Below are 15,268 nucleotides of genomic sequence, written 5' to 3'. Positions count from 1 at the left end.
CCGGTTACTCCCCCACCATCTGGTCTTTGAGCAACTCGGACTTGAGCACGAACCCGCCGCGCACGACGACCGCTTCCGCCGGCCGCAGCCCGTCGAGGATCTCGACCGCGTCGCCGGACTGCCGGCCGAGCGTCACCTCGCGCTTGACGAAGGTGTCCTCGGCCGTGGACACGAACACGAACGGCTTGTTCTCGTGCCGCAACACCGCCCCGACGGGCACCTGAACGACGGGCGCCGACGAGCCGCTCTCGAACCCGATTTCGGCCAACATTCCGGGCTTCAGGGCGCGGTCGTTCGATCCCGGTTTGAGCGGCCGGTTGGCGGCCTCGGCGGTCAGGGTGAGCGTGCGCGACGCCTTATCGACCAGGTCCCCGGTGTGGACCACCTTCGCGGGGCGCTCGGCGAGCCCGGCCACCTCGGACCGGAACGTCACCTCCCGCCCGTCGAGGTCGCGCACGAGCGGCAGGTCGGGCTCGAACACATCGGCCTGCACCCAAACCGTGTCGAGGTCGGCGAGGACGAACATCTGGAACTGCGGTCCGACCCGTTCGGACGTGACCGCGTGCTTCTCCACGACCGTCCCGGCGAACGGCGCGCGCACGCAAAGCAGCGCCGCCTTCGCGCCTTCGGCGATCGGGTCGAGCGCGTTCACGGCCTCGGGCGTCATGCCGAAGGTGAGCAGCTTCGCCTTGGCCACGTCGAGCGTGGTTTCGGCCTCGCGGAGCTTCAACTCGGCCTGGCGCACCTGGAACCGCACCTGGTACCGCAAGTCTTCGACGAGGCTCGCGTAGGCCGCGTCGGCCGCGTCGGCTTCCGCCTGGGCCTTCAGCACGACCGATTCCGCGACCGCGCCGCTGGACGACTTGAGCGACGCGAGTTGCGCGCGGAACTGGAGCCGCCGGGCGGAAGCGCCGAGCAGGTCCGCGCGCCAGGTGCCGATGGGCTTGTCGGCGAGCTTCGCTTCGATCTCCGCGGCGGGGGTGCTGGCTACAAGGAGCTTGAGCAACTCGGCGGCGTTGGTCATCGTGGTGCGGGTGCGCTCGGTCGCCTCGCGCTCCGTAGCGGCGGCGATCCGGGCCTTCACCAGTTCGAGCTTCAAGAACCCGAACTCGCGGCACTCGATGACCGCTAGCACGTCGCCGGCGGTCACCGTCTGGCCGACCCGAACGGGAACCTCGCGGACGATCCCCTCGGCCGGCGGGCTGATGTGCGCGACGCGGTCCTCGTTCAGGGCCACGCGCCCGGTGCGCCAGGTGACTGTTCGCAACGGCCCCGCTGTGGCGGGAGCCGTCTCCACGCCCGCGGCGGTCTGCTTCGCTTTCGGCATGGTCACCGCGTTCTTATCTTCTTCGGCCTTTTTCTCCTCGGCCGCGCGCTCGTCCGGCTTCCCCTTCGCGCCGACCGACAGTGCGACAGCGGTCGCGCTTCCGCCGGCGATCCCGACAAAGGCGAGCCAAAGGACGACTTTCAGCCAGCGCGGCGTCGGGCGCGCCGGCAGAGCAGGGGACGGGGCCGCGACCGGGGGGGGCGGCGTGGGTGTGTGAACGCTCATGAGTTCGCTCGCTGTGCTTAGGCGTGTCCAGTTCGGCTCGAAGCCGTGACCGGGGAACGAGCGCGCGGCGCCGGGAGTTATCGGGCGGCGCAAGCGCGGACGGGTGCGAACGGGAACGCGCGGCGTGGCCGCCGGCGCGAGGGACGGACGGGTGAGGAGGGGGCTAAATTGTGAGCGCGAGGAACCGGACGTACAGCGGGCAGCGGACCGGGAGGTGAATGCGGTCGTCGAGTCGCGGGGCTACAGGTGCGTCGGTGTCACGGAGGAGCGGCACCAGCGCCGGTGCCAGTTCTGCAATAAACTCCGGGGCGAGGTGCTTCTCGCGTTCTGGTGAGGCCGTGGTCGATTCGACGTACACGGCGTCGGCGTCGTGATCCCACGGCGGCGCGGATCGGGCACTGGCGGTGTCCGCACATTCGGCATCGAAACACGCGCGGAGCCCGTCGGTCGCGGGGTCCGACCCGAACAGGTGGAAGTGGAAGTGCGGGTGCCCCTCGTGTGAAGTTCCGGTTGAACCGCCGGCGTGCGCGTGCGGCACCGCGGCGAACTGCGTTAGCAGCAGGCACGGGATCAGCACGAGATTAACGAACAGCCGGACCATGCGAGGGCGGGCGAGGCGTTGGGGCGAGAAGCAATATGGCACTATCAGGCTAACGTACCGCGGCGGTGTGTCAACTGCTTTCACGGATCACGGAACTTCGGGGGGGCGCGTCAGGATTGGGTGGCTCTTGGCGAGCGGTCCCCTTGGCGTTTAATCCACCACGCGCCGCGGGTTCGCATACACGTTCATCCCGGACGGCCGGAGGAACCCGATGAGCGTGATTCCGAACCGCGTAGCCAGTTCGACCGCGAGCGACGACGGCGCCCCGACGGCAGCGAGTACCGGTATGCCCGCCGCGACCGCTTTTTGAACGAGTTCATAACTCACCCGGCCCGACACCAGCAGCACGCGACCGGACAGCGGCACCTGTCCCTCGTTGAGCGCCCGGCCCACGAGCTTGTCGAGCGCGTTGTGCCGGCCCACGTCTTCGCGCACCGCCACCAACTCACCCGCGGCGGTAAACAGTCCCGAAGCGTGAACCCCTCCGGTGCGCGCGAACACCGGCTGGGCCGCCCGCAGACGCTCCGGTAACTCCGTCAGAACCGTTCGCGAAATCGTGAGCGACGATTGAACTGCCGGCGCGTGTAGTTCCACCGACTCCAGCGAGCGCTTGCCGCAAATCCCGCAACTCGAGTTGCTGTAAAAAGGCCGGTCCAGGTTGAACGCCCGGCGGGCCACCATCAACCGCACGTTCAACACGTTCGCGCGCTCGGCGTCCGGGCGCTCGAAGGCGATGATGTCGTCGGCGTCCGCGATGACCCCTTCGCCGAACAGGAAGCCTGTGACGAGTTCCTCGTCGTGGCCGGGGGTCCGCATCAGCACGGTTACGGGCCGTCCGCCGATGCGCAGTTCCAGTGGCGCTTCGACCGCGATCGTGTCTTCCCGTTCGGAGCCGGCGGCGCTTGAGGTGAGCGTGAACACGACCGCGCGGGCCGTTGCCGGGTCGGTGTCGGACGGTTGCGGATCGGTCGTCTCAGCCGGGTACATGGAATAACCCTCCCGGCAGATTCTACCGCCCTGTTGACCGCGCCCGACGAATATGAGGTCACCCGGGTATCGGAGACGGCTCAACTCCCGGCCTGTTGTCAGCTCTTGTACGAAACGACCGCCTGCTGCGCGGTCGGCGGGAGCGGCCGAAACTCGCTCCGGGCGAAGCCCGCACGGGCGAAAATACCCTCATACTCGGCGAACGTGTACGCGTCGCCGTGGGCCGTGCTCGCGAGCATCGTCAGCGCGAAGCTCGCGGTGGGCGGCGGACTGACGCGGTCCGGGTTCGGGATGAACTCCAGCGTCAGCGCGCGCCCGCCCGGGGCCAGCGCCGCCAGCGCCCGGGCGGCGATCCGCTCGCACGTCGGAACGTCGAAGTGGTGCAGGAAGTTCGTCAGGAGCACGACATCGTAAGGGCCGCCCCAGTCGGCCTCGAACGCGCTGCCGGGGATCAGCGCGTGCCGCGCCGAAACGCCCTCGCGCTTCGCGTTCTCCGACGCGACCGCCAGCACGTTCGCCCAGTCCAGCGCGGTCACGTGGGCGTTCGGGTAGTCCTTGGCGATCTGGATGCCGAACAGCCCGTGCCCGGCCGCCACATCGAGCACGCGGAGCGGCCGGTCGCGGTCCCCGCCCACCAGCTCCGAGAGCAGTTGCGCGGGCATCATCATCATCGGCCCCATCGCGCGGGCGAACGCCACCCACACCGGGTTGTCGTGCGAGACGGTCCCCTCGTCCGAGAACGCCGTGCCGCCCTTCCGGACGGCGGCGGTCAGCTTACCGAAGCTGTCGCGGATTTGTGGTGTGAGCAGGAACTCGAACGCCCCGCCGAGGTACGCAGGCGAGCCGCGGGTGAGAAACACCGCGGAGTCGGGTGTCAGCTCGTACCGCTCGCCGGTTTTGGTGATGAAGCCGAGGATCGTGAGATAGTCCGCCAGGATGCGTACCCCGCGGACGGAGGCGCCGCTCGCGGCCGCGAGTTCGGGCGCCGTGCCCGCGCCCTTCGAGATGTGGGTGAACAGCTCCAACTCGACGGCCGCGCGGAGCGCCTCCGTGCGCTGGAACGCGTTGATCGTTTCGAGGAACAGGGCGGGGGACGCCATCACGTACTCCGTATCGGTATGGGCCGGTCGCAGTAATGGTACGCACCGACACCACGCCCGACCGGCGTCACTCGCTCCCGGGGAGCGGTGCGAATTGCGCCGCGTGCGCCAGGTGCGCCGCGCGTTCCGCCGGTCTTTCAACGGTCTGGTTGGAACGCGATGTGCATTCGAGTTGCAGGATCGATTACGGTGAAGTATCCGCGACACTCGGGGCCGCGCCATGATTCAGCCGCGTCAGGGATTACGGTGGGCACTCATCGGGGTCGGCGGTCTGCTCGCCATCGTCGTCGTACTCCGCGTCGGCCTCGGCGTGTACCTCGCGACTGGCGCGGGTAAGGGGCTCGTGGCGCGCAAGATCAGCGCCCAGATCGGGATGCCGGTCGAGGTGACCAGCGTCCGGCTCGGGCTGGTCACCTCCTCCATCGGGTTGAAGTTGTTCGACCCCGCGGCGCCGGCGGGCGGCAAGTCCGAGGTGTTCGCCGTCGAGGACGCCTCCGCGGACATCTCGCTTTTCGGACTGGCGACCAGCCGCATCTCGCCCCAGCAGGTGACGTTGCGCGGCGTGAACCTCACGCTCCACGTCAGCTCCGACGGCAAGGTGGTGACGACACTGCCGAAAATGCCGGAGAGTGGCGGCAGCGGCGGGGGTACCCTTCCGAACATCGTGCTGGCCGACGGCCGGTTGACGATCCGCCAGGACGGTCGGCCGGAGTTCGCGCTGCACAACCTCAACGCCACCGTGACGCCGGCGGGCGACCGGGTGGTGATCGACGGCACGATGGACGACCCCGCGTGGTCGCAGTGGACACTGAAGGGCGAGATCGCGAAAAACGGCTCGGCGGGCGAGGTGCGGTTCGAGACGCCCGACGGGCCGCTCACGATGGATCGGTTGGAGTCGGTGCCGTTCGTGCCCGCGAGCGTGTGGAAGAGCATCCGGGCCGACGGCCGCGGCGCGGTGGCGGTGCGGCTCTGGACCGACTCCAGTGCCGATGTCCACTACGCGGTTGACATCAAGCCGAACGAAGCGTCCCTCACCCTCCCTGATGCGAGCGTGACGCTCGCGAAGGTGACCGGACTGATTAACCTGACCGGCGCGAAGATCAAGCTGGTTGGTGCGAAGGCCCAACTCGCGGGCGGGACACTGGCCGTGGACGGCGTCGCCGACTTCGCCCCCGAGCCGACGCTCGTGACGCTGAAAGCCACCGCCGCGAACCTGGACCTGAAGCAACTGCCCCCGGAGTGGAAGCTCCCACGCGACATGGACGGCAAGCTCCAGGGCAGTGCGGACGTGTCGCTCCAGGTCTTTGCCGACGGGCGCCTGGTTCCCAGCGGCAGCGGTGAGGGGGCGATTACAGGTGTCGAGATCCGGCTCCCCAAGGGGAGCATCAAATCCGACGATATTCCGATTCACCTGCGAACGGCCGGCAACCAGCTCGAGTTCCAGCGGATGCCGAAGGGCACGGGCGCGCGGCCCAAGAACGCGCCGGTTCGCACGGCGGCCCGTCAGGATAAGAAGCCCGCGGACCCGCCCCCGCCGAAGAAAGAAGCCGCAACGGGCGGATCGGTGCTCGACGCGACCGTGCGGTTCCGCGACATCAACATCGCAGAGCTGCTCGAAAAGCTCGACGTGAAGCTGAGCTACAAGATCAGCGGGAAGGTGACGGCGGAAGCAACTATCGCGGTCCCGGTGACCTCGGCCGCGAGTCAAACCGCGTACAAGTTCACCGGCAGCATCACGTCGCCGGCGCTCACCCTCGAAGGGCTCACCGTTCGCAACCTGTCGGCCAAGATGAGCTACCAGAACGGCAAGTTCGCACTCACCGAGTTGGTAGGGGCGATCGATCAGCCGGCAAAGGGTGGCGCCGCGCCCGGTACGTTCCGCGGCACCGTGAACGCCGCGATCGACCCGCCCGGCGAGGTTCACGCCGCGCTGACCATTGATCGCATCCCCGTCGGCGAGGTGCTGAAGGCGCTGCCCGGTTTCCAACTCGGCGTCCAGGGCACGGCGTCGGGCGCGGTCACGCTGACGGCCCCTTACGACAAAATCTCGGAGCCGGCCTTGTGGGGCGGTTCGGGGGAGATCTCGTCGAGCGAACTCGTAGTTGAGGGGCGCACCGCGAAGGACATCAAGCTGTCCGCGACGGTCGAGAAGGGCACCCTGACCCTCAAAGAAGCGAAGGTGGCGCTGGAGGGCATCCCGATCGTGGCGGACGGGACGCTCGGGCTGTCCGGCCAGTACCCGTTCCGCGCGACCGTGAAGACCACCGGGACGAGCGTCACCGACCTCCGCAAGCTGGTGCCGGAGGTGAAGCTCCCGGCGCCGGTGGAGGGTGTGCTCGAAACAGACACTGCTCTCACCGGGACGATCTCGCCGCTCACGTACAACGCGACCGGGACCGTGACCGCTTCCAAACTGACGCTGGCGAAGTCGAGCGCGAACCACATCGGGCTCAAGTGGGCGCTCACTCCGGAACGGTTGGTCGTGTCCGATCTGAAGGCCGACGCCTTCGGCGGCTCGCTGACCGGCTCGGCCGACGTGCCTTTCGCGGCCGACAAGAGTGGCTCGTTCGGGGTGGAATTCAAGGAACTCGACGCCGCCGCGGCGACGGACCTGGTGCCCGATTTCCCGGTGAAGATCGCGGGCAAAGTGTCCGGGAAGGTGGGCGGCACGATCCCGCCCGCGAAGGAGGGGCAGGCGCGCGTCGGGAACCTGGACGTGGACCTCAGCGCGCCGAAACTGACGGTGCAGGGCATCCCGGCAGAGCGCCTGGCCGGGAAAGCGGCGTTGAAGGGCGGGGCGGTAGAGTACGAGCTGGAGGGCAAGACGCTCGGCGGCTCGTTCGAGATCAAGGGGCGCTACCCCGGGCTGAAGAAGGATGACGAAAAGGCGCCCATCGGAAAGCGTGACCGCGGATCGTTTCGCTTGATGGGTGCGGACCTGTCGCGGGTCGCCGGCGGGCTGGGCTTCGATGCACTTCGGCCGCTTCGCGGCCGGCTGGATGTCACGTTCGATTTCGACAACGACCTCTCGGCCGGGAACGGGCGCATCACGCTCACGCGCCTGGAGTGGGGCAGCAACATCGTTTCGCAAGAGCTGATCGGTTTGCTGGTACTCCGGGACAACATCCTACAGCTTTCGGAGGTGAGGGGCCGTATTGCCGGCGGCGAGCTTCGTGCCCGCGGCCTCGTGCGGCTCGAACAAACCCAGCGGAACTACTTCACCGTGACGCTCACCGGTGCGGACGCGAAGAAGCTCCTCGCACCGCTCGGCGCCGACTCGCGGGACCTGATCGACGGGCCGGTGTCCCTCATGCTCAACGCGCGCCTCGGGAGCGAGGTGCGCGGGTCGGGTACGATCTCGCTGCCACGCGGTAGCGTTTCGGGCGTTCCGGTCACCGACCTGCGGGTGCCGTTCACCTTCGCCAGTGCGGCCGGGGGTTACGGGCGGCTCGCGATCCGCGAGGGGACGGTGAACGCCGGCTCCGGACGGGCGACGGCACACCTCACGCTCGATTGGGGGCGCGAGGCGCGGCTCGACGGGGAGGTGCGCTTCGTGGACGTACCCATCCGCACGATCGCCCCTTCGCTGGGCGAAAACGCCCTCCTCGGTAATGGTCGGATCACCGGTCGGTTCGACCTCCAGGGGAGCCGGGTGCGCTCGATCGACGATGTGAACGGCACGCTGCTGGCGACCCTCACGAACACGTCGGTGCGCGAAATTCCGATTCTTCAGCAGGTTACGCCGTTCTTGAACACCACTGGGCTGGTGAAGCCGTTCCAGTCCGGCGACGTTCGGGGTAGCCTCCGCGGCGGCGTGTTCCGCGTGCAGCGGCTCGCGCTGGCGAACCCGTCCGCGCAACTGTTCGCGGAGGGGACTATTACGACCGGCGGGCGGATCGATATGAACGTCGTGGCGCACACCGGGACGATCGGCCCGGACGTGCCCGGGTTGCGCCTCTTCGGGTTGCGGTTGCCCACATTCGGCCCGATCCCGGTCACGCTGATCCGGGATGTGAGCGACTTCCTTTCGAACCGCACGGTGCGGCTCTCAATCACCGGTCAGACCAGCAACCCGGTGGTCAAGGTTAACGTGGGCGCACTATTGACCGATCAGGCCGTGCGGTTCTTCCTGTCAAGGTATGTGCTTCCGGCGGAGGCCGCCGGGGTGCTGGGGCTCGGCGCCGGCATCGGGTCCATGAACAGCAAATAGGACGGTTGTAGGGAACGTGCGAAGTTGGGTGAAGTGAGGAACAGGCGATTGAAGCGGTACGTTCGCGCGAGCCGATAACACTGGCACTTCCGGTATTCCGGACAGGAGATCCGTGTTATGAAACCGCGCGTCCACGCCGCGATCGCCCTGAGTTTGGGGCTGTTGGTTGCCACGGGGTGTTCGACGATTGGCGAATCGCTGGGATTCAGCACGCCGACCAACCCGCTGAACAAGAACGCGAAAGCCATTCGCGACACCGCGCCGGTTCCGGCCCCGGTGCCGCGCGAACTGGCGATGGGGCTGTTGCCCGCGCACGTCGTCGAGCCCGGTGACACCTTACTGGTTCAGCCGGTGGAGCTTGATTCGCCGGTTCGCCTGCCGCCGGACCAACCGGTTCAGCCCGACGGGACGATCGACCTGGGCCAGTACGGTCGGCCCGTCGTCGCGGGTAAGACCCTTCCGGACGTGGAGGTGGCGGTCCGCGAAGCGATCCGGGCGAAATCGAAGGGGAAGGAAGGGGAGCCGGTGGCGATTACCGTGCGCCTGCTCGCGAAACCTGGAAAGGTGTTTTACGTGCTGGGCGAGGTGAACGCGCCGGGCGCGTTCCCGATCACCGGGCACGACACCGTGCTGTCGGCGATCACCCAGGCCGGCGGCCCGACGCGCCGGGCGTCGCCGCAGAACATCATTGTGTCGCGGCCCACGGCCCCGGAGGGCTGCCGGATCGTGTTGCCGGTGTGCTACACGAACATCGTCCAGCTCGGCGACACCTCGACGAACTACCAGCTCATGCCGGGCGACCGCGTGTTCATCCCGAGTAAGGGCACGTTCGAGGACATCCTCGGCGGCCGGCACCGTCGGCCCGGCCCGTGCGACGGCCCGCAGGTGTCGTGCTTCAGTGGCGGGTGCGGCCCGACCGCTGGCGGGTACGCTCCCGCGACCGGGGCAACGGTGCCGGTGCCCGCGCTGCCCTCGGCCAACCAGTGATGCGAAGCCGGTTAAACCTCTCGGCGGCGTCGGTTGCACCCGCCGGCTGACACCGGCGGTTCGACTGTGGTTTGTCGAACCGCCGGTGTCAGCCGGCGGGTGGCGCTTCACCCCACGCTACCACGCTACCACTCATCCGTTGTCGAGTGCAGAGCCCGTCACGCCTTCCAGTTGGAGCAGCAGCGCCTTCGCGGCGAGTCCGCCCGCATACCCCGTCAACTTGCCGGACGATCCGATCACCCGGTGGCACGGACCGATGATCGAGATGGGGTTCTTCCCGTTGGCCGCGCCGACCGCGCGCACGGCCTTGGGGCGCCCGATCTGCCGGGCGAGGTCGCTGTAACTGCGGGTCTCACCGAACGGGATGCCGAGCAGCGCCCGCCACACCTGCTGCTGGAACGGGGTGCCGGTGACGAAATCGAGCGGCACCGAGAACTCCTTGCGCATCCCCGCGAAGTACTCGTTGAGCTGCCGCTCCGTTTCGACCAGCACCGGGTGACGAGCCTCTTTGGGGCCGATGTCGATCCGCACGCGGAGCGGACTGTCATCCTCCCACAGAATCGCGACCAAGCCTTTTTTGCTCCCCACGAGCGTGAGTTCGCCGATCGGGGATTTCATTGTCTTGTGCGCGTAACTCATACCGAAGTCTTCTTGGGTGTCGTGGCGTTAAGGACAGAGCCTAACCGAGTGTGCGGCTGAGCGGACATCGTGCCTGGCGAAATTGTGGTGTGTGACCGTCCGAGTGATGATGATTTTCGCTCACCGCACGGAGCCCACAATGCGAATCACGAACCGGGAGGGGTACACCTACGAGCCGGTGCCGGTTGTCGCGGACCAATCGCATCCGCCGGAGCAGATCGCCCGGTCGAAGGCGCTGTTCCGGGCAACACTTGAACTCTGTAACCAGTTAGGGCCGGTCGGCCGGGTGGCGCAAAGCGTGTTCGCGAAATATCCGACCCACGCGGAACGTGCCCGCATCGCCGCCGCGATCGTGGGCGTCGAACCGCTTGAGTTGCTGACCACAAACATCTGCTACGACCTCTTACTCGGCGCCAGCGCGATGGGGTGTTCGACACTCGCGCTGGCCGGTCCGAGTGGCCCGGTGCTGGCCCGGAACATGGACTGGTTCCCGCCGGTCCAGGTTGCGCAAGCCAGTTGTCTCGTGAACGAAGAGTTCGGCGTGAACGCCGGCTTTCTGGGGATGCTCGGCGCGGTGACAGGGCTTTCGCGGCGTGGGTTCTGTTTGTGCCTGAACGCCGCGTTCGGCGGGTTCGATCCGAGCGGATATCCGGTGCTGCTGTTCTTGCGGCACGTTCTCGACACCGCGCGGGACTACGGTCAGGCCGTCGAGATGGTGGAGCGTGAACCGCTCATGTCCGGTGGGATCATTACCGTTGTCGGGTCGCGCAACGACGAGCGCGTTGTGATCGAGCGTACCACCAAAGATGCGGTCGCGCGCAGACCGATCGGCTCGGCTCCGCTGGTGGCGACGAACCACTTCCGCAAGTTGTCACGGCCGCAAGAGTGCCCGCGCTACGAACACCTGACGGCGCACGCCGCCGGCACACCGGCGCTGGAAGCACTCACGAGCCGGAGCGTACTCCAAGATATCACCGCGCAGCACGTCGTCATGTGCCCGACGGCGCAAACGGCAGAAATGTACGTCCCCAGTCACATGCTCGCGGTCGCGGCACCACCGGCAGTGACGCCGGCAGACCTGTATCGGTACTTCGTGAGTTGATCGTGGGTCGGTTCGTTCAGGCGATTTTGTGAAATTTGAAATGATTATTTAAACCAGAGGTGCGACTTGCGGGTGGCATTAAGAGTTGCGGCTTCGTTCCGGCACATGTATTCATAAAGGCAGATTTTGACAGGATCGACAGGATTCACCGGATGAAGGCAGACTAATTTGAAATCCTGTTTATCCTGTCGATCCTGTCAAAATCATCTTTGCCCATCCATTGAGCGTTGGTGCGACACGCCCTCGTCTCGGGCCGGCCGCGCTGCCCCAAGCGGATTTCATTCCGCTACGCGCTCTATGGCTTGAGTTCCTTCAGGCGGATGTTGCGGTACTCCATCTGCCCGCGGTCGGCCTCCAACCCGATCGGGCCGGTCGCGGGGACCTTCATCTTGTCGTTCAGCACCTCGCCGTTGCAGGTGCAGTGCGCCACCTCGCCCCGCACCACCACCACGATCTCGTTCCAGTCCTGGGGCTTGTACTTCTTGAGGTTCTTGTACGGCCCGGCGACGAGGTAGTCGCGCACCTGCAACTGCGGCCCGCGAACGAACAGCCCGCTGTCCGCGTTGACCCCCGCGCGGAACTCCAGGCGCAGCTCGAAGTCCGTCGGGAACTTGGCGGCTGTCCACAGTTGGTTGAGGCCTTTACCGGGGTTCACCACGAGTACGCCGTCCTTCGCAGAATACCGCTTGTCGGACGATTCCGTCTTTCCGTCGAACCCCTCAAACGTGGCACCCTTCATGTAACCCCAACCGGTCAGATCCTTGCCGTTGAACAGCTCTACGGTTCCGGTTTCCTTCGCGTGCAGCCGCGCCCACGCAAGGCCCGGACGGTCCACGCGGAACGTCACCACGCGGTTGAACTCGACTTCCGTGACGTAAGCGGTCCGGCCGTCGGGACCGCCGAAGCAGATGTTGCTCGGCTTCTTCCCGAGCACATCGATCTCCTTCAGGATCTTGCCGTCCGGCGACATCTTCACGACCGTGCCCGCGCCGTAGCGCGTGATGTACAGGTTCCCGTCCACGTCGCAGCGCATCCCGTCAAAGCCGTGGTCGTCGAACTTCTTGAGCAACTTCTTTTCGCCGAGCGTGCCATCAGCCTGGATAGGGAACGACCACACGTTGCGCTGAGCGCTCTCGTTCACGTAGAGCATCTTGCCGTCGGGCGAAACGTCGATCCCGTTGGTGGTGCCCATGTCGGCCGCCACCTTGGTGAACTTTCCGTCGGTCGCGACCTTCCAGAGCTGTCCGGTGCCCTTCGCCCAGTTTGGGTCGGAGGCGTACAAGGTTCCGTTCGGGGCGATCGCGAGGTCGTTGGGCTGGTTGGCGGTCGGCTCGTGCGCGAACACCGCGACTGCCTTGGTTTTGGGATCGATTTTGAGGACGTTGTGGCCGGTGTAATCGGCGACGTACATGAACCCCTTGGTGTCGAACACGATGCCGTTACCGACGCTCTTTTCGGGCAGGTCGATGTACACGCTCGGTTGGCCGCCGGGCGCGATCACCGCGATGTCGCCGTTCTTCCTGGTGCCGTCGCCGTTGAGCTTGAGGTTCACGACGTACAAGTTGCCCGCGGCGTCGCAGCACGGCCCCTCGATGCCGGGGGTGAAGCTGTTCTTCTCGGTGAGCGGTTTCGCGGTGAACAGTTCGTCTTTGTCGGCGGCGCTCAGTGTGGCGGTCAGACCGAGCAGCGTCAGCGCGAGGACGTGGCGCATGGTGGTAGGGCCTCGTGGGTGGGAGAGTGATTGTGTCGCGGTTACAGCACGCTCGCAAGCTGCAATTCGCACGCACCCGAGATTGCCGCCGCCGGGCGGGCGGGTATCTTCACTGCGTACCAACCGGGTTGCTTCAGCTCGTCGCTCTGCGACAGGACGATGTTGCGTCGTCCGAGCAACTGCCTTCACACCCCGCGCGGGGAGCGCTGTTCCAGCACCGCTATCCGGCCGGGTCACCCGGTCGGACAATCGGTCTGGTACAACCCCGCAATTCGTGGTTCCGATTGTCCGACCGGGTGACCCGGCCGGGCGGTGCCGTGAGCGCTCCGCACCACAGGTTGAGAAGTGGAGCAACCCGGGAACACGCCGCGAGCAAGCTCGCGGCGTGTTCGTTTTCGCAGTTTCGGTTGTTCTCCGTTCGGCGCTTGTAACCCACACCCGCCTGCTGACGCAGGCGGTTCGACCAAACCTCGACGAACCGCCTGCTGACGCAGGCGGGTGTGAAACGTCGACACCCGCGCACCAACCGCGACGAACTGGACGGCGACGGGTCACCGACTACCACTTCGCTAGCGTTCGGCTGGTCACGGGCTGGGTCATTTGCTCCCTCCGAATCACGCGATTGGACCTCGATTTTCGCTATCGGAATCAACTCGAAATCCGGTCCGTTTTCGTGGGGAAATGTGCTGTAACGTGTTGTGATGGAAATGGTTGTGGAAGTGTTTTGCTCGTGACGGTGGGACCGTTGCTCCCGTGTGAGTCGCGGCTCTGCTGCTCCGATTGGCTGGCCGGAAGTAGTTCGGACTTCCGGAACTACCAGGAGCGGTAGAAAGTTGTGGTAACGGACCCGCCTCCGGCGGCTGAGTGCGTGGACCTTGCGGCGTCTGGCTTCGACTTACGACCTCTCCATTGACGGGTGTGTCATGACGAACGACGAATTCCGCACCTACGGCCATGCGCTGATCGACTGGATCGCGGATTATCACGCGGGCATCGCTGCGCGGCCGGTGCGCGCGACTACCGAACCCGGTGCCATCAAGGGCCAACTTCCCACCGAACCGCCGAGCGACGCCGAGCCATTCAGCGCGGTCATGCGCGACCTGGACGCCGTGCTTCAACCGGGGCTCACGCACTGGCAGCACCCGCGGTTCTTCGGCTACTTCCCGTCCAACGACGCGCCCGCCAGCATCCTCGGCGACATGCTCGCCGCCGGACTCGGGCAACTCGGGCTGAACTGGCAGTCCAGCCCCGCGCTCACCGAACTCGAAGAGGTGTCCTGCGAGTGGGTGCGGCAGATGGTCGGGCTGTCGCCGGCGTGGAGCGGGGTGATTCAGGACACCGCGTCCACGGCCACCCTCCTGGCGCTGCTCTGCGCCCGCGAGCGCGCGACGAACTTCTCCCTCGGCCGCGGCGGGCTCCAGGCGGAACCGAAGCCGCTCACGGTGTACGTTTCGAGCCAGAGCCACAGCTCCGTCGAGAAGGCGGCGCTGCTGGCCGGGTTCGGTCGCGACAACCTCCGGGTGGTGCCTGTCGATGAGTCGTTCGCGATGCGCCCCGACGCGCTGGAATCGCTCGTCCGCGAGGATGTAGCCGCGGGGAAGGTGCCGTGCGCGGTGGTCGCCACGACGGGCACCACCGCATCGACGGCGCTCGATCCGGTGAAGGCCGTTTGCGCGGTCGCTTCGCGGTACAACCTCTGGGTCCACGTGGATGCGGCAATGGCCGGCTCGGCGATGATCCTGCCGGAGTGCCGGTGGATGTGGGACGGCGTCGAGGGCGCGGATTCGCTGGTGCTCAACCCGCACAAGTGGCTCGGGGCGGTGTTCGACTGCTCGCTGTACTACGTCCGCGACCCGCAGCACCTCATCCGGGTGATGTCCACGAGCCCGAGTTACTTGCGCACGGCGGCCGACGGCAAGGCGCCCAACTACCGCGACTGGGGCATCGCGCTGGGCCGCCGGTTCCGCGCGCTCAAGCTGTGGTGCCTGATCCGCGGCGAAGGGGTGTCGGGGCTCCAGACGCGGCTGCGGCGCGACATGGGGTACGCGCGGCGGTTCGCGGACGAGGTGGCACAAACCCCGAACTGGAAGGTGGTCGCACCGGCGCCGCTCCAGACCGTTTGTGTGCGCCACGAACCGCCGGGGTTGGAAGGCGATACACTCGACGCGCACACCCGCGCCTGGTGCGAGCGCGTGAACGCCTCCGGACTGGCGTACCTCACCCCGGCCGTCCTCGGCGGGCGGTGGATGGTGCGGGTGTCGATCGCCGGGCTGACGACCCAATGGGACGATGTTGCGACGACCTGGGGCGCGATGCGCCGCGCGGCCGAGGCGGCGATTTGAGGCGCGCCCGATTGCCTTTCGGCGCGCGGCGGTTTAA

10 protein-coding genes are annotated in these 15,268 nt (G+C 66.8%); 4 read left to right on the top strand and 6 right to left on the bottom strand.

Annotated elements, in window-relative coordinates; all coding sequences use genetic code 11:
- Positions 1 to 4: 4 nt before the first annotated feature.
- The 4 genes from GobsT_RS23445 to GobsT_RS23430 all read right to left on the bottom strand — a co-directional run bounded on the left by GobsT_RS23445 (position 5) and on the right by GobsT_RS23430 (position 4,240).
- Complete coding sequence (locus GobsT_RS23445) at positions 5 to 1,552, bottom strand: efflux RND transporter periplasmic adaptor subunit (protein WP_010041298.1); 1,548 nt, start codon at positions 1,550 to 1,552, stop codon at positions 5 to 7.
- Positions 1,553 to 1,715: 163 nt separating this feature from the next.
- Positions 1,716 to 2,153, bottom strand: a complete 438-nt coding sequence (locus tag GobsT_RS23440; RefSeq protein WP_010041300.1) for a hypothetical protein — start codon at positions 2,151 to 2,153, stop codon at positions 1,716 to 1,718.
- Positions 2,154 to 2,303: 150 nt separating this feature from the next.
- Entirely contained in the window at positions 2,304 to 3,140 is an 837-nt protein-coding gene (gene fdhD, locus GobsT_RS23435) for a formate dehydrogenase accessory sulfurtransferase FdhD (RefSeq protein WP_010041302.1), read from the bottom strand.
- Between the two features lie 98 nt (positions 3,141 to 3,238).
- Positions 3,239 to 4,240, bottom strand: coding sequence for a class I SAM-dependent methyltransferase (locus GobsT_RS23430; protein ID WP_010041304.1), 1,002 nt, complete (start codon positions 4,238 to 4,240; stop codon positions 3,239 to 3,241).
- A 220-nt stretch (positions 4,241 to 4,460) separates the two neighbouring features.
- On the opposite strand from GobsT_RS23430, the gene GobsT_RS23425 reads away from it, so the two are divergent.
- Entirely contained in the window at positions 4,461 to 8,450 is a 3,990-nt protein-coding gene (locus GobsT_RS23425; protein ID WP_010041306.1) for an AsmA-like C-terminal region-containing protein, read from the top strand.
- A 117-nt stretch (positions 8,451 to 8,567) separates the two neighbouring features.
- Positions 8,568 to 9,437 (top strand): polysaccharide biosynthesis/export family protein, encoded by an 870-nt coding sequence (locus tag GobsT_RS23420; protein WP_010041309.1) that lies wholly within the window; start codon positions 8,568 to 8,570, stop codon positions 9,435 to 9,437.
- Between the two features lie 132 nt (positions 9,438 to 9,569).
- On the opposite strand, the gene GobsT_RS23415 is transcribed toward GobsT_RS23420, so the two are convergent.
- Positions 9,570 to 10,076, bottom strand: a complete 507-nt coding sequence (locus GobsT_RS23415) for a methylated-DNA--[protein]-cysteine S-methyltransferase (protein ID WP_010051330.1) — start codon at positions 10,074 to 10,076, stop codon at positions 9,570 to 9,572.
- A 139-nt stretch (positions 10,077 to 10,215) separates the two neighbouring features.
- Between GobsT_RS23415 and GobsT_RS23410 the strand changes: the two genes are divergently transcribed.
- Positions 10,216 to 11,178, top strand: coding sequence for a C45 family autoproteolytic acyltransferase/hydrolase (locus GobsT_RS23410; RefSeq protein ID WP_010051326.1), 963 nt, complete (start codon positions 10,216 to 10,218; stop codon positions 11,176 to 11,178).
- Between the two features lie 295 nt (positions 11,179 to 11,473).
- Here the strand turns inward: GobsT_RS23410 and GobsT_RS39895 are convergent, their stop codons facing one another.
- Positions 11,474 to 12,889 carry an SMP-30/gluconolactonase/LRE family protein gene (locus GobsT_RS39895; RefSeq protein WP_010051324.1) on the bottom strand — a complete coding sequence of 472 codons (1,416 nt, stop codon included), beginning with the start codon at positions 12,887 to 12,889 and terminating at the stop codon, positions 11,474 to 11,476.
- A gap of 923 nt (positions 12,890 to 13,812) precedes the next feature.
- On the opposite strand from GobsT_RS39895, the gene GobsT_RS23395 reads away from it, so the two are divergent.
- Positions 13,813 to 15,231 (top strand): pyridoxal phosphate-dependent decarboxylase family protein, encoded by a 1,419-nt coding sequence (locus tag GobsT_RS23395; RefSeq protein ID WP_010050110.1) that lies wholly within the window; start codon positions 13,813 to 13,815, stop codon positions 15,229 to 15,231.
- The last annotated feature ends 37 nt before the right edge of the window (positions 15,232 to 15,268 follow it).

Source organism: Gemmata obscuriglobus (genome assembly GCF_008065095.1).
GTDB lineage: Bacteria > Planctomycetota > Planctomycetia > Gemmatales > Gemmataceae > Gemmata > Gemmata obscuriglobus.
Note: the sequence above shows the minus strand (reverse complement) of the source record. Positions and strands in the feature narration are given on the sequence as shown.

Excerpts from the sequence above, each read along its gene's own strand:
- GobsT_RS23420 (WP_010041309.1), top strand. The coding sequence starts at position 8,568 with ATGAAACCGCGCGTCCACGCCGCGATCGCCCTGAGTTTGGGGCTGTTG.
- GobsT_RS23395 (WP_010050110.1), top strand. The coding sequence starts at position 13,813 with ATGACGAACGACGAATTCCGCACCTACGGCCATGCGCTGATCGACTGG.
- fdhD (WP_010041302.1), bottom strand. The coding sequence starts at position 3,140 with ATGTACCCGGCTGAGACGACCGATCCGCAACCGTCCGACACCGACCCG.
- GobsT_RS23440 (WP_010041300.1), bottom strand. The coding sequence starts at position 2,153 with ATGGTCCGGCTGTTCGTTAATCTCGTGCTGATCCCGTGCCTGCTGCTA.
- GobsT_RS23410 (WP_010051326.1), top strand. The coding sequence starts at position 10,216 with ATGCGAATCACGAACCGGGAGGGGTACACCTACGAGCCGGTGCCGGTT.
- GobsT_RS39895 (WP_010051324.1), bottom strand. The coding sequence starts at position 12,889 with ATGCGCCACGTCCTCGCGCTGACGCTGCTCGGTCTGACCGCCACACTG.
- GobsT_RS23415 (WP_010051330.1), bottom strand. The coding sequence starts at position 10,076 with ATGAGTTACGCGCACAAGACAATGAAATCCCCGATCGGCGAACTCACG.
- GobsT_RS23425 (WP_010041306.1), top strand. The coding sequence starts at position 4,461 with ATGATTCAGCCGCGTCAGGGATTACGGTGGGCACTCATCGGGGTCGGC.
- GobsT_RS23430 (WP_010041304.1), bottom strand. The coding sequence starts at position 4,240 with ATGGCGTCCCCCGCCCTGTTCCTCGAAACGATCAACGCGTTCCAGCGC.
- GobsT_RS23445 (WP_010041298.1), bottom strand. The coding sequence starts at position 1,552 with ATGAGCGTTCACACACCCACGCCGCCCCCCCCGGTCGCGGCCCCGTCC.